Here is a 12,791-nt window from a genome sequence, read left to right as displayed (position 1 = left end):
TCCGTGCTCGCATAAGGTCAGTCTTTCCGAAGTTGATCGAGCGCGCCGCGCACCCAGGCGACGAACTCCTTGTTGGCCTGGCGTACCCCTTGGGCGGACGCCCGATATTGCTCGACGTCCTCGCCCAGCCGCACGGCGGGCCAATTGGCCTGATGGAGCGCCGCGGCCGAGCGCATCCGCGAGAATTTGCCGCGATATTCCTGGGCCATGCCGGCCTCCGCCGCGCCGAAGATCGGCTCGGCGATCTTGCCGACCTCGGCGATCCGGAGCGAGAGATCGCGGCGCAAGCGGATCAGGTCGTGGCGCCGTGCGTCGTCGGTCCGGTCAGCGATGCTGGCCAGTTCGGCCTGGATCGCCTCGAGCGCGGTCAGTTCGCGGGAAAGGGGGGTGAAATCGGGCATGTCACGCTGCCAGCTGCTGTTCGAGCGCGTCGAGCACGCGGTAACAGGGCAGGACCTGGGCGACCGAGCTGTTGGGCTCGCGGCCCTCACGGATCGCGGCGATGAACTCGCGGTCCTGCAGCTCGATGCCGTTCATCGAGACATCGACTGCGGACACGTCGATCTGCTCGTCCTTGCCGGTGAAGAGATCGTCGTAACGGGCGAGATAGGTCGCGGTGTCGCCGATATAGCGGAAGAAGGTGCCGAGCGGCCCGTCATTGTTGAAGCTGAGCGACAGCGTGCAGATCGCACCACTTTCCGCCTTGAGCTGGATCGACATGTCCATCGCGATGCCGAGCTCGGGATGGATCGGCCCTTCGATCGCGTTGGCCTTGACGATCGGGCCGGCCTGATAAGCGAACAGATCGACGGTATGCGCGGCGTGATGCCAGAGCAGATGGTCGGTCCAGCTGCGCGCCTCGCCCTTGGCGTTCATGTTCTTGCGGCGGAAAAAATAGGTCTGGACGTCCATCTGCTGGATGTTGAAGTCGCCCGCCACGATCCGGTTGTGGATGAACTGGTGGCTCGGATTGAAGCGGCGGGTGTGGCCGACCATGCAGGTCAGACCGGTTTCCTGCTGCTTCGCCAGCACCGCCTCGGCATCGGCGAGGCTATCGGCGAGCGGGATCTCGACCTGGACATGCTTGCCCGCATTCATGCACTGGATCGCCTGGTCGGCATGCATTTGCGTGGGGGTGCAGAGGATCACGGCGTCGACATCGTCGCGCGCGAGGCTGTCCGCGAGATCGGTGGTGGCGTGGCCGATGCCGTATTTGTCGGCGATCGCCTGGGTCGGCTCGAGGCGGCGGCCGACCAGCGAGACGACCTCGACACCCTGGATCAGCCTGAGGCCGTCGAGATGTTTTTCACCGAAGGCGCCGGCTCCGGCCAGGGCGATTTTCATGTCCAGATCCTTCTTCACCCCCTCCCGCTTGCGGGAGGGGCAGGGGTGGGCGCCCGCTCACCGCGGGCGGTGTCGATGGAGGAGAGCGCGAGCCCACCCCCGCCCCTCCCGCAAGCGGGAGGGGAGAAACTAAGCAGGCTCCAGCACGATATGCCCGACCGCCGTATTGCTAGCGGGCACATGATAATGCCGGTGCAGGACTCGCGTCGCCTCGCCGAGCGCGCCGCGCATCACCAGCCACATCACCATCTCGATGCCCTCGCTGCCCGTCTCGCGCAGATATTCGATGTGCGGGATGTGGCGCAGGCGATCGCTGTCGCCGATCAGCCCGTCGAGGAAGTCATTGTCCCATGCCGGATTGATCAGGCCGGCGCGCGGGCCCTGGAGCTGGTGGCTCATGCCGCCGGTGCCCCAGACCTGCACGTTGAGGTCCTCCGGGAAACTCTCGACCGCGCGCGCGATCGCCTCGCCCAGCGCCCAGCAGCGATTGCCGGAGGGCGGCGGGTAGGTGACGACGTTGACCGCGAGCGGGATGACCTTGACCGGCCAGGCATCGGGCTGGCCGAACATCATCGACAGCGGCACGGTCAGGCCGTGATCGACGTCCATCTCGTTGACGATGGTCATGTCGAATTCGTCGAGGATCAGGCTCTGCGCGATGTGCCAGGCGAGATCGGGATGGCCCTCGACCACCGGCACCTTGCGCGGCCCCCAGCCTTCGTCGGCGGGCTGGAATTCCTCGGCGCAGCCGATCGCGAAGGTCGGGATGATCTTCATGTCGAAGGCGGAGGCATGGTCGTTGTAGACCAGGATCACGACATCGGGCTTCGCCTCCTTCTCCCACGCCCTGGTCCAGTCGTAACCGGCAAAGGCAGGCTTCCAATAGTCCTCGCCGGTCTTGCCGAGATCGATCGCGGCGCCGAGCGCGGGAATGTGGCTGGTCGCCACGCCGGCAGTGATGCGCGCCATCTCAATTACCCTTTTTGATCGAGCGGACGCCGTCGGGGGACCGGCCGCCGGCGATCATCATCGCGGAATAGTCGTCGAGGCTCATCCCGCTCATCGTGCTGACCGCCTGGAGGAAGCTCTGGCCGTCCGTCGAGAAGACCTTGGCGAGGAAATAGATGTTGCCGCCGAGATCGAGCAGGCGGTTGTAATCGCGATCGAGCACTGCCTGTTTCTGCGCGTCGGTGAGCTTCCATTCGTCGAGATAGGCGCGCTCGTCGGCTTTCCACCGCTCGCGATTCTCCGCCTTCATCAGGCTCATCGCGAACTGGTTGAGGTGATAACCCTGGCGCGCCCGCGCGGCGGTGAAGACGCGCGTGCCGGGGATGTCGTCGAATTCGGCGAGATAGGCGTGGATGTCGCGGGGCTCGGTCACAGGCCTCTTTCCTTCAGTCTGGCGTCGAGGCGCGGGAAGACGCGCCGCGCATTGCCCTCGAAGATGGCATGTTTCCGCTCGGCGCTCACGGGCAGTGCGTCGACATAGCGTTTGGTGTCGTCGAAATAATGCCCGGTCTGCGGGTCGATGCCCCGCACCGCGCCGACCATCTCGCTGCCGAACAGGATGTTCCTGGTGTCGATCACTTCGGCGAGCAGATCGATACCGGGCTGGTGATAGACGCACGTGTCGAAATACACATTGTTCATCACATGCGTGTCGAGGTCCGGCTGCTTGAGCATATCGGCCAGACCGCGATAGCGCCCCCAATGATAGGGCACGGCACCCCCGCCATGCGGGATGATGAAGCGCAGGGCGGGGAAGTCCCTGAACAGATTGCCCTGGATCAGCTGCATGAAGGCGATGGTGTCGGCGGCGATGTAGAAGGCGCCGGTCGCGTGGAGCGCCGGGTTGCACGAGCCCGAGACGTGGATCATCGCCGGGACGTCCAGCTCGACCATCTTTTCGTAGAAGGGATACCAGTAGCGGTCGGTCAGCGCGGGGAAGGCGAAGTGCCCGCCGCCCGGATCGGGATTGAGGTTGCAGCCGATGAAGCCGAGCTCGGTGACGCAGCGCTCGAGCTCCTCGATCGAGCCCTGCAAATCGGCCTTGGGCGATTGCGGCAGCATGCACACGCCGGCGAAGGTCTCGGGATAGAGGCCGACGACGCGGGCGATCAGGTCGTTCGAGACGCGTGCCCAGGCCTTGGACACGGCCTCGTCGCCGATATGATGGCCCATGGTCGAGGCGCGCGGGCTGAAGATCGTCATGTCGGCGCCGCGCTCCTTGAGGAGCTTGAGCTGGTTCGCCTCGATCGTCTCGCGGATCTCGTCGTCGGAGATGGCGGGGTAGGGCGGCGGCGTCTCGCCGGCCTTGAACGCCGCCTTTTGCGCGTCGCGCCACGCATCGTGCTGCGGCGGCGCGGTGGTGTAATGGCCGTGACAATCGATGATCAGGGTCATGCGGCGTCCGCCTGTCGGTCTGGGATTGTGGAATCTCCGTTCGTTTCGAGCGCAGTCGAGAAACCTGCGCCCGACGCCTGTTTCTCGACTGCGCTCGAAACGAACGGGGAGAGGGTAGCGATTTTGGCTGCGAGACCTTGCGGTGGCGCCAGCCCGAACGCCCCGATCGCGCGCTGGCGTTCCACGGTGCCGCGCGTCATCGCGGAGCCAGTGCCGAGCGCATCGAGCGTCTTCACTACCTCTTCCATCTCTGCCGCGCGGCGCAGGCCATGGACCATCATGCGGTCGAGATTGTAATCGGCCTTGTCGGCCCAATCGATGCCGGGCCAGCTCGCGTTGAGCGAGGCGGCGACCTCCGCCGAAACGCCGGCCTTGTCCGCCGCGAGGAAGCATTCGGCGGTCAGCGCCTCAAGCCCCTTCACCATCACCGAACGGATCATCTTGATCGAGGAGGCCGCGCCGACCGGGCCCGCCACGATCGTGACATTGGTGAACCCGAACTCGGCCAGCGCCGCCGCGCCGGCCTCGGCATGCGGTCCGCTGAGCAGCAACGGCACGGCGCGCCGGGCGGGGTGGACCGGCGACATCACCGCGACATCGACATAGCGGCCGCCGGCGGCCGCGATCAGCGTCGCGGCGTCGCGCTTGGTGTCCGGGGCGACGCTGTTCATGTCGAACCAGAAGGCGCCTGCCTCGATCGACCCGGCACCGGTCCGGGCGGCAGCCAGCGCCTGGTCGGCAGTAACCAGCGAGAAGATCGCGCGTGCGTGCCCGGTCGCTTCGGCGGCATCCGTGCAGGCGATGACGCCGGCTCGGGCGAAATCGTCGAGTTTGGCGGCGCGCAGGCCGGGCTGGTCGGTCTTGCGATCATAGCCGCGCGCCGGGGCGCCGCCGGCAAAGGCCGCGCCCGCTTCCCCAAACCCGATAAAGGCGAATGCCGCATCCATGAGGCCGGGGTAGGTGACGCGCGCAGCCCTGTGCCAATCCAATTGTCGACCGGCTTATTGGTTTTCCCGAATTCTTGTGTCGGCGACCGCGATTTCCAGCAACGCGATGAAGCGGCGCTGGGCGGCGGTGGGGCGCCAGCCGGTGCGGGTGGTGATGCCGATGGTGCGGACACCCTGGTCGAGCGGCCGACCGACCTGGGCAAGGATACCGCCCTGAATCTCCATCGCCACCTGATCGGGCGACAACAGGGTCAGCAGGTCGCTGGCGCGCAATATGCCGCGGATCACCATCACTGACCCGCACTCGATCGGCGCCTCGGGCGCCGTGCGCCCGGCGAACAGGGTGTCCCAATGGCCCCGCAGCGGCGTTTCGGCCTGGCCGACGATCCAGCCATAATGCGACAGGTCGTCGAGCGTCACCTCGACCCTGGCGGCAAGCGGGTGCTCCGCGCGGCCGATCACCGCCAGCCGGTCAGTGAACAGGGCGCGCTGATCGAGACCGGGCGGCGTCTCGTCACGCAGCGCGCCGATCATCAGGTCGATCACGCCGTCGCGCAGCGGCTCGACCAGCTCGCGCCACGATCCTTCGGCGACATCGACCAGCGCGCGCGGCGATCCCTGGACGAAGGCGGCGATCGCGGCGGGCAGGATCAGCGCGCGCGACAGCGGCATCGCCCCGATCGCGATCCGCCCGCTGTCCTGCGCGCCGGCCACTTCAGCGATGCCGGCCGCCAGCTCAGTCGCGGCCAGCCTTACCCCCCGCGCGAGCCGCCGTCCCATCGTCGTCAGGACCACACCGCGCCCGCGCCGCTCGGCCAGCGCCACGCCGCAGATCTGCTCCAGATCGCGGACCGCGCGGTGGAGCGCGGGCTGGGACAGGCCGGTCGCCGTCGCGGCGGCGACGAAGCTGCCGGCATCGGCCAGCGCGAGAAAGGCGTGAAGCTGGCTCGCCGTCATGAGCTGTTCCGGCCGGGCGAATCCCCGCCCGCCGCGCCGCAGCGCCGGCCTGGTCGCGACCGTCAGATAGTCGAAAGCGGTCCTCGCCCGATCCGCCATCAGCACACCGGCCTCGGTCGGGGTGACGCCGTCGGGATGGCGATCGAACAGGGCTGTGCCGAGCTGCCGTTCGAGCTTGGCGAGGCCCTGGGTGAGCGCCGGCTGAGACAGGTTCACGGCGTGTGCCGCGGCATTCATGCTGCGATGCGCGGCGATCGCCGAGAGCGACCGGAGATGACGCAGGTTCATGTCGAAGGGGGTGACCATCAACGCACCTATAGCAAAAACTTATCGGGCGCGTGCAATTGTGATTGGGGCGGCGCGCACGCGCTGCCTAGGGCGGGCGCTTCACGCAGGAGGTCAGCATGGCGGGTCGAGTCATTCGTTCAATCGAGCGCGCCGAGATGGCGGTGATCGACGGACTTGGTGCCGCTGGTGTCGCGACGGTGCATGAAGCGCAGGGGCGGATCGGGCTGCTCGCCAGCCGGCTGCGGCCAATCTATCCTGGCGCCCGCATCGCCGGTTCAGCGGTCACCATCTCGGCGCCGCCGGGCGACAACTGGATGATCCATGTCGCGATCGAGCAATTGCGCGAGGGCGATATCCTGGTGCTGGCGCCCACCTCACCATGCGAGGACGGCTATTTCGGCGACCTGCTCGCGACCTCGGCGATGGCGCGGGGCTGTCGCGGGCTGGTGATCGATGCCGGGGTGCGCGACGTGCGCGACCTGACCCAGATGGGCTTTTCGGTGTGGTCGAAGGCAGTGTTCGCGCAAGGCACGATCAAGGCGACGCTCGGCTCGGTCAATGTCCCGATCGTCTGCGCGGGCGCGTCTATCGAGGCGGGCGACGTGATCGTTGCCGATGACGACGGGGTATGCGTGGTCAAGCGCGCGGATGCGGCGGCGGTGCTGCAAAAGGCGCAGGCGCGCGAAGCGGCGGAGGAGTCGAAACGACAGCGGCTGGCGGCGGGGGAACTGGGGCTCGACATCTATGACATGCGCGGGAAGCTGGCGGAGCTGGGGTTGAGTTATGAGTGACGTTCTTCATTCCTCCCTCGCGCAGCGGGGGGGGGGGACCGCGCGCTTCTTCAGCGCGTGGTGGAGGGGGCCTCGCCGCAGACGCAGCGTTCGGGGCAAGGCCCCCTCCACCATTTGCCGGAAGAGGCAAATGGTCCCCCTCCCCCAGTTCCTGGGGGAGGAATTATGAAGGCTCGCTGCATGTGGATGCGGGGCGGCACGTCGAAGGGCGGGTTCTTCCTCGCCGACGATCTGCCCGCCGACACAGCCGAACGCGACGCGTTCCTGCTCCGCGTGATGGGATCGCCCGATCCGAACCAGATCGACGGCATGGGCGGGGCCGATCCGTTGACCTCCAAGGTCGCCATCGTCTCGAAATCCGTCCGCGCGGGCGTGGATGTCGACTATCTCTTCCTCCAGGTGTTCGTCGATCAGGCCATCGTCACCGATGCGCAGAATTGCGGCAACATGCTCGCCGGCGTTGGCCCCTTCGCGATCGAGCGCGGGCTGTTTCCTGCGACAGGCGACGAAACGCGCGTGGCGATCTTCATGGTCAATACCGGTCAGGTCGCGGTTGCCACGGTGCGGACGCCCGGGGGCGTGCCGATCTATGAAGGCGAGGCGCGGATCGACGGGGTGCCCGGCACCGCGGCGCCGATTCCGCTCGAATTTCGCGACACCGCCGGATCGTCGTGCGGCGCGCTGCTGCCCACCGGCAATGCGGTCGACATGATCGACGGGGTTGCCTGCACCCTGATCGACAACGGCATGCCCTGCGTGGTGTTCAAGGCCGAGGATGTCGGCGCGACCGGCTATGAGGATCGCGACACGCTCGACGCAGCGACCGAGCTCAAGGCGCGGATCGAGGCGATCCGGCTGAAGGCCGGGCCGATGATGAACCTGGGCGACGTCACCGAAAAGTCCGTACCCAAGATGATGCTCGTCGCCCCGCCCGCGCATGGCGGGGCGGTGACGGTGCGCAGTTTCATCCCGCACCGCGCGCACGCCACGATCGGCGTGCTCGGCGCGGTCAGCGTCGCGACGGCCTGTCTGATCGCGGGTTCGCCGGCGGCCGAGGTCGCCGAGATTCCCGAGGGCAAGCGCAAGACCCTGTCGGTCGAGCATCCGACCGGCGAGATGAGCTGCGTGCTCGACCTGGACGCCGACGGGCAGGTCGCGACTGCGGCCTTGCTGCGTACCGCGCGCAAATTGATGGACGGAGTGGTGTTCGCATGAGCACGGACGAACAGGGCCGTATCCGCAGCTGGACCGAGCATCCCTCGACGCCGCAATTCGTGCCGCCGCCCGGCGCGGTCGATGCGCATTGCCATGTGTTCGGTCCGGCGGCCGACTTCCCGTTCAGCCCGCTTGCCAAATATCAGCCCCAGGATGCCGGGCCGGACATGCTGTTCGCCTTGCGCGACCGTCTCGGTTTCGCGCGCAACGTGATCGTCCAGGCGAGCTGTCACGGCACCGACAATGCCGCCACGCTGAACGCTATCGCCAGGTCGAACGGCAAGGCGCGGGGTGTGGCGGTGGTCGATCCGGCGATCTCCGACGCCGAGCTGCAGGCGCTGCATGACGGCGGCATGCGCGGCGTGCGCTTCAACTTCCTCAAGCGGCTGGTCGACAACGCGCCCAAGGACAAGTTCCTCGACGTGGCGGCCCGCCTGCCCAAGGGCTGGCATGTCGTGGTCTATTTCGAGGCGGATATCCTGGAGGAAATGAAGCCGTTCCTCGCCGCCATCCCGGTGCCGATCGTGATCGACCATATGGGCCGGCCGGACGTTACCCAGGGACCCGACGGCGCGGACATGCGCGCCTTTCGCGCGCTGCTCGACAGCCGCGACGATATCTGGACCAAGGTGACGTGCCCCGACCGGCTGTCGCTAATGGGCGAACCCTATGACGATTTCGTCGCGGCGGTGCGGCCACTGGTCGAGGACTATCAGGACCGGGTGCTGTGGGGCACTGACTGGCCGCACCCGAACATGGAGCATCGCATCCCCGACGATGGCGGGCTGGTCGACGTGATTCCGCGCATCGCCCCGACCGCGGGGCTTCAGCACAAGCTGCTCGTGGCCAATCCGATGCGGCTCTACTGGCCCGAAGAGGCATAAGCTCGCGCCCGATCTCGCCGGCCCTCTCAGAAGATGAGGGGATCGGCGGGATATCCGCTTTACCCCGCAGCCGTTTCGCGATCAGGTTGCGCCCCTTGCCGGATAGGAGCGTATTTTGATCGMCGCGTGCCTTGACGATTTCTGCGTGCTGGCAAAGGCGCGCCTGCCGCGCTTCCTGTTCGACTATATCGATGGCGGGTCCTATTCCGAGGCGACGATGCGCAGCAACGTCGCCGACATGCAGGCGCTGAAGTTGCGCCAGCAGGTGATGCGGGACGTCTCCGCGATCGACCTTTCCACCAGGATGATGGGCCGCGAGGTCGCGTTGCCGATCGCGCTAGGGCCGGTCGGGCTGGCGGGGCTCAATGCGCGGCGCGGCGAAGTGCAGGCGGCGCGCGCGGCCGAGGCGAAGGGCGTGCCGTTCGTGCTGTCGGCGGTGTCGTGCTGCAGCCTGGAAGAAGTGACGGGCGCGGTGACCGGGCCGGTGATGCTCCAGCTCTACATGATCCGCGACCGGGATTTCATGCGCGACCTGCTGGGCCGCGCCGCAGCGCTGGGGGTGGATGCGCTGGTGCTGACGGTCGACCTGGCGGTGCAGAGCGCGCGCTATCGCGACGTGCGGTCGGGGCTGGCCGGGGTGCAGGGCCTCGACACGCAGCTACGCCGCTTTTCGCAGATCGCGCTCCGGCCGGGCTGGGCCTGGGATGTCGGCGTGCGCGGCCGGCCGCATACGCTCGGCAATTTCGCGCCGGTGATGAAGGAGGGCGCGGGGCTGAGCCAGTTCCTCGCCTGGGTCGGGCGCAATTTCGATGCCTCGATCACCTGGAAGGATCTGGACTGGATCCGCCAGCACTGGAGCGGGCGGCTGGTGATCAAGGGCGTGCTCGACCCCGACGATGCGCTGGCGGCCTGCGATGCTGGCGCCGATAGCATCATCGTCTCCAACCATGGCGGCCGCCAGCTCGATGGCGCACCGTCGACGATCGCGGCGCTGCCGGCGGTGGCGAAGGCAGTAGGCGGACGGGCCGAGATATTGATGGACGGCGGCATCCGCTCCGGCGTGGATGTGCTGCGCGCGCTGGCGCTCGGCGCGAAGGGCGTGCTGCTCGGCCGGCCCTGGGCGTTTGCGCTGGCGGCGCGGGGCGAGGCGGGTGTGGCGGCGATGCTCGACCTGTTGCGGCACGAGATGGCGGTGGCGATGGCGCTGACCGGCCAGACCAGCATCGCCGATCTTTCGCCCGACATCCTGCTGCCTCTCAACACATGAGCGCCCGAACGCTGATGGTCATCGCGGGCGGCGGGCTTGCGCTATGCTCTCACGCAAACAAGACGCGTTGAGGGGATGGAGATGGCCGGAGCATCGAACGGGGCGCGCAAGCTTGGATCGCGCTGGCTCAGCTATCCCGTCGCGCTGATCCTGCTGGCCGCCGGTCTGGCGCTGCTGGTGCCGGGGCTCGCGCTGCTGGGCATCGGCGGCTCGGCTTATTATGCGATCGCCGGGCTGGCGGCGATCGGCACGGCCATACTCGCGGCGCTGCGCAAACCAGCGGTCGCGCTTCTCTATGCCGTCATCCTGCTCGGCACGACTTTCTGGGGGCTGTGGGAAGTCGGGCTCGATCCCTGGGCGCTGATGCCGCGGCTGGTCTTCTGGATCGTCGGCGGCGTGGTGGTGGCGCTGATCTGCGCCTCGTCGCGAGCGGAGCGCCGGGTGCTATGGATATGCATCGGATCGGCGACGGCCATCTTCCTCCTCGCCTGGGCTCTCCATTCGCCGTTCGAGGCGGGGCCGGCGCAGTGGAGCGGCCAGCCGCGCGCGGTCACCGCGAACGGCGACTGGGCGCATTACGGCAATTCGCTGGGCGGCACGCGCTTCTCACCGCTGGCCGAGATCACGCCCGCCAATGTCACCGGGCTAGAGCGGGCGTGGACCTTCCGGTCGGGCCTGACCATGCCCGGCGGCAAGCGCAAGGGCGGGTTGCAGGTCACGCCGCTGATGGTCGACGGCATATTCTATGGCTGCACCGCGTTCAGCAGCGTGTTCGCGCTCGATCCGATCACCGGCAAGCAATTATGGCGTCATGACCCCAGGCTCGCCGAGAATTCGGGCGGGCATCCGGCCTGCCGCGGCATCGCCTTTTTCCGCGCGCCGGCGGGCGTGGCGGAATGCCCGACACGGCTGATCCTCGGCACGATCGACAACCGCCTGATCGCGCTCGATGCGAAGACCGGCAGGCCCTGCACCAGCTTCGGCGAGGGCGGCGCGACCAGCCTGCAGGACGGCATCGGCGATTTCCCGAAACGCTGGTCGCACCCGACCTCGCCGCCGACCATCGTGGGCGGCGTCGCGGTGATCGGCGCCTATGTCGCGGACAACCAGGCGACCAAGGTGCCGCCGGGCGTGATCCGCGGCTATGATGCGGTGACGGGCAAGATCCGCTGGGCGTTCGACCCGGGCCGGCCCAACGACACGAGGCCGCTGCCGCCGGGGCAGAGCTACACGCCCTCGACCCCCAATAGCTGGACCCTGTTCAGCGGCGACGATGCGCTCGGCCTCGTCTATGTGCCGATGGGCAATGGCAGCCCCGATTTCGTCGGCGGCCAGCGCAGCCCGGAGACCGAGCGGGTCACCTCGTCGCTGGTGGCGCTCGACGCGGCGACCGGCGCGGTGCGCTGGACCTTCCAGGCAGTGCGGCACGATCTGTGGGATTATGACCTAGCCGCCCAGCCGGTGCTGGTGGACTTTCCGACCGGCAACGGCACCACACCCGGGTTGATCCTGCCGACCAAGACCGGCCAGCTGTTCGTGCTCGACCGCCGCACCGGCACGCCGCTGATCAAGGTGGAGGAGCGCCAGGTCCCCAGATCGACCCTGCCGGGCGAGCGCGGTTCGCCGACCCAGCCCTTTGCCGTCGGCATGCCCGATGTCGCGGGCAAGCCGCTCGAGGAGCTGGACATGTGGGGCCTCACCCCGTTCGATCAGCTCTGGTGCCGTGTCCAGTTCCGCCGCGCGCATTATGAGGGGATGTTCACCCCGCCCCGGCTTGGGCCAACCTTGCGCTATCCCGGCGAGCTGGGCGGGATCGACTGGGGCAGCGTCTCGGTGGACGAGAGCCGCGGGCTGCTGATCGTCAATTCCAATCATATGGCCGACCGCGACGAACTGATCACGCGCGCCCAGGCGAAGGCCGAGGGGCTGGTGGTGAAGAGCGACCCAAGGACCCATTCGGCGCCGGGCGCACCGATGGAGGGCACGCCCTATGCGATTCACTGGGGGCCGTTCGTATCCGGCCTTCAGGTGCCGTGCCAGCGCCCGCCTTATGGCTATCTGACCGCGATCGACCTGAAGACGCGCAAGATCCTGTGGATGCGCACGCTCGGCGATTCCCGCAATAGCGGGCCCTGGGGCTTCGGCCTCGGCCTGCCGCTGCCGCTCGGCGCGCCGAACATCGGCGGATCGATCGCGACGGCGAGCGGGCTGATCTTCATCGCCGCGACCCAGGACGAGATGTTCCGCGCGGTCGATACGGGTACGGGCAAGATATTATGGCAGGACAAGCTGCCGGTATCTGGCCACGCCACCCCGATGAGCTATCGCGGGCGCGACGGGCATCAATATGTCGTGATCGCGGCGGGCGGCGGATCGCTGCGCGACCGGCCGGGGGATTATGTCATCGCCTATCGGTTGAAGCGCTGAGGGGCGTGAACGGCCCTTTCGAATAAGCAATTGTCGAAGCGCTGTACGACTCCTTGTGCTCCCGCAAAGGCGGGAGCCCAGTCTGGGTCACTCCTTCGCGGGGACAGAAGAGTGGTTCGAAAGGGAGAAGAGGCGAGCGATTGGAAGCTAAGCCGACGCCTTCGCGCTCGTCCTCCGACAATCCTGCTTTCGACGATAAGAAGGAGCGAGCCGGTCCACGCCCGGCAAGGGATGATCTGCCAGATCCAATCTCACGGTTGAATCGACG

Annotated in this window: 12 protein-coding genes; 5 read left to right on the top strand and 7 right to left on the bottom strand. The window is 67.5% G+C overall.

The window, feature by feature from the left end; all coding sequences use genetic code 11:
- Positions 1-17 precede the first annotated feature (17 nt).
- The 7 genes from AC1DX5_RS01260 to AC1DX5_RS01230 form a co-directional block, all read right to left on the bottom strand.
- Positions 18-401, bottom strand: a complete 384-nt coding sequence (locus AC1DX5_RS01260) for a hypothetical protein (RefSeq protein ID WP_478013830.1) — start codon at positions 399-401, stop codon at positions 18-20.
- Position 402: 1 nt separating this feature from the next.
- Positions 403-1,344, bottom strand: a complete 942-nt coding sequence (locus AC1DX5_RS01255) for a Gfo/Idh/MocA family oxidoreductase (protein WP_478013829.1) — start codon at positions 1,342-1,344, stop codon at positions 403-405.
- 129 nt (positions 1,345-1,473) lie between these two features.
- Positions 1,474-2,313, bottom strand: coding sequence for a class III extradiol dioxygenase subunit beta (locus AC1DX5_RS01250; RefSeq protein WP_478013828.1), 840 nt, complete (start codon positions 2,311-2,313; stop codon positions 1,474-1,476).
- 1 nt (position 2,314) lies between these two features.
- A complete protein-coding gene (ligA, locus tag AC1DX5_RS01245) occupies positions 2,315-2,725 on the bottom strand; it encodes a protocatechuate 4,5-dioxygenase subunit alpha (protein WP_478013827.1) in 411 nt (136 codons plus the stop codon).
- Positions 2,722-3,747: an amidohydrolase family protein gene (locus AC1DX5_RS01240; RefSeq protein ID WP_478013826.1), complete on the bottom strand. Its 1,026-nt coding sequence runs from the start codon at positions 3,745-3,747 to the stop codon at positions 2,722-2,724. The genes ligA and AC1DX5_RS01240 overlap by 4 nt, the downstream gene beginning before the upstream one ends.
- Positions 3,744-4,694, bottom strand: coding sequence for an NAD(P)-dependent oxidoreductase (locus AC1DX5_RS01235; RefSeq protein WP_478013825.1), 951 nt, complete (start codon positions 4,692-4,694; stop codon positions 3,744-3,746). The genes AC1DX5_RS01240 and AC1DX5_RS01235 overlap by 4 nt, the downstream gene beginning before the upstream one ends.
- Positions 4,695-4,748: 54 nt before the next feature.
- Positions 4,749-5,957, bottom strand: coding sequence for a LysR family transcriptional regulator (locus AC1DX5_RS01230; protein ID WP_465171927.1), 1,209 nt, complete (start codon positions 5,955-5,957; stop codon positions 4,749-4,751).
- Between the two features lie 98 nt (positions 5,958-6,055).
- Here AC1DX5_RS01230 and AC1DX5_RS01225 point away from each other — a divergent pair, with 98 nt between their 5' ends.
- The 5 genes from AC1DX5_RS01225 to AC1DX5_RS01205 all read left to right on the top strand — a co-directional run bounded on the left by AC1DX5_RS01225 (position 6,056) and on the right by AC1DX5_RS01205 (position 12,523).
- Positions 6,056-6,730 (top strand): 4-carboxy-4-hydroxy-2-oxoadipate aldolase/oxaloacetate decarboxylase, encoded by a 675-nt coding sequence (locus tag AC1DX5_RS01225; protein ID WP_478013824.1) that lies wholly within the window; start codon positions 6,056-6,058, stop codon positions 6,728-6,730.
- A 165-nt stretch (positions 6,731-6,895) separates the two neighbouring features.
- Complete coding sequence (locus AC1DX5_RS01220; RefSeq protein ID WP_478013823.1) at positions 6,896-7,945, top strand: 4-oxalomesaconate tautomerase; 1,050 nt, start codon at positions 6,896-6,898, stop codon at positions 7,943-7,945.
- Positions 7,942-8,829 carry an amidohydrolase family protein gene (locus AC1DX5_RS01215; protein WP_478013822.1) on the top strand — a complete coding sequence of 296 codons (888 nt, stop codon included), beginning with the start codon at positions 7,942-7,944 and terminating at the stop codon, positions 8,827-8,829. Before AC1DX5_RS01220 ends, AC1DX5_RS01215 begins: the two co-directional genes overlap by 4 nt.
- Positions 8,830-8,944: 115 nt before the next feature.
- A complete protein-coding gene (locus AC1DX5_RS01210; RefSeq protein WP_478013821.1) occupies positions 8,945-10,096 on the top strand; it encodes an L-lactate dehydrogenase in 1,152 nt (383 codons plus the stop codon).
- A gap of 81 nt (positions 10,097-10,177) precedes the next feature.
- Positions 10,178-12,523: a membrane-bound PQQ-dependent dehydrogenase, glucose/quinate/shikimate family gene (locus tag AC1DX5_RS01205; RefSeq protein WP_478013820.1), complete on the top strand. Its 2,346-nt coding sequence runs from the start codon at positions 10,178-10,180 to the stop codon at positions 12,521-12,523.
- The last annotated feature ends 268 nt before the right edge of the window (positions 12,524-12,791 follow it).

Source organism: Sphingomonas sp. P2_B6 (genome assembly GCF_056404755.1).
This window is presented reverse-complemented; position numbering and strand designations above follow the sequence as displayed.

Bases quoted from the DNA above. Each gene is read 5' to 3' on its own strand.
- AC1DX5_RS01260 (WP_478013830.1), bottom strand. From the start codon at position 401: ATGCCCGATTTCACCCCCCTTTCCCGCGAACTGACCGCGCTCGAGGCG.
- AC1DX5_RS01255 (WP_478013829.1), bottom strand. From the start codon at position 1,344: ATGAAAATCGCCCTGGCCGGAGCCGGCGCCTTCGGTGAAAAACATCTC.
- AC1DX5_RS01250 (WP_478013828.1), bottom strand. From the start codon at position 2,313: ATGGCGCGCATCACTGCCGGCGTGGCGACCAGCCACATTCCCGCGCTC.
- AC1DX5_RS01240 (WP_478013826.1), bottom strand. From the start codon at position 3,747: ATGACCCTGATCATCGATTGTCACGGCCATTACACCACCGCGCCGCCG.
- AC1DX5_RS01235 (WP_478013825.1), bottom strand. From the start codon at position 4,694: ATGGATGCGGCATTCGCCTTTATCGGGTTTGGGGAAGCGGGCGCGGCC.
- AC1DX5_RS01230 (WP_465171927.1), bottom strand. From the start codon at position 5,957: ATGGTCACCCCCTTCGACATGAACCTGCGTCATCTCCGGTCGCTCTCG.
- AC1DX5_RS01225 (WP_478013824.1), top strand. From the start codon at position 6,056: ATGGCGGGTCGAGTCATTCGTTCAATCGAGCGCGCCGAGATGGCGGTG.
- AC1DX5_RS01220 (WP_478013823.1), top strand. From the start codon at position 6,896: ATGAAGGCTCGCTGCATGTGGATGCGGGGCGGCACGTCGAAGGGCGGG.
- AC1DX5_RS01215 (WP_478013822.1), top strand. From the start codon at position 7,942: ATGAGCACGGACGAACAGGGCCGTATCCGCAGCTGGACCGAGCATCCC.
- AC1DX5_RS01205 (WP_478013820.1), top strand. From the start codon at position 10,178: ATGGCCGGAGCATCGAACGGGGCGCGCAAGCTTGGATCGCGCTGGCTC.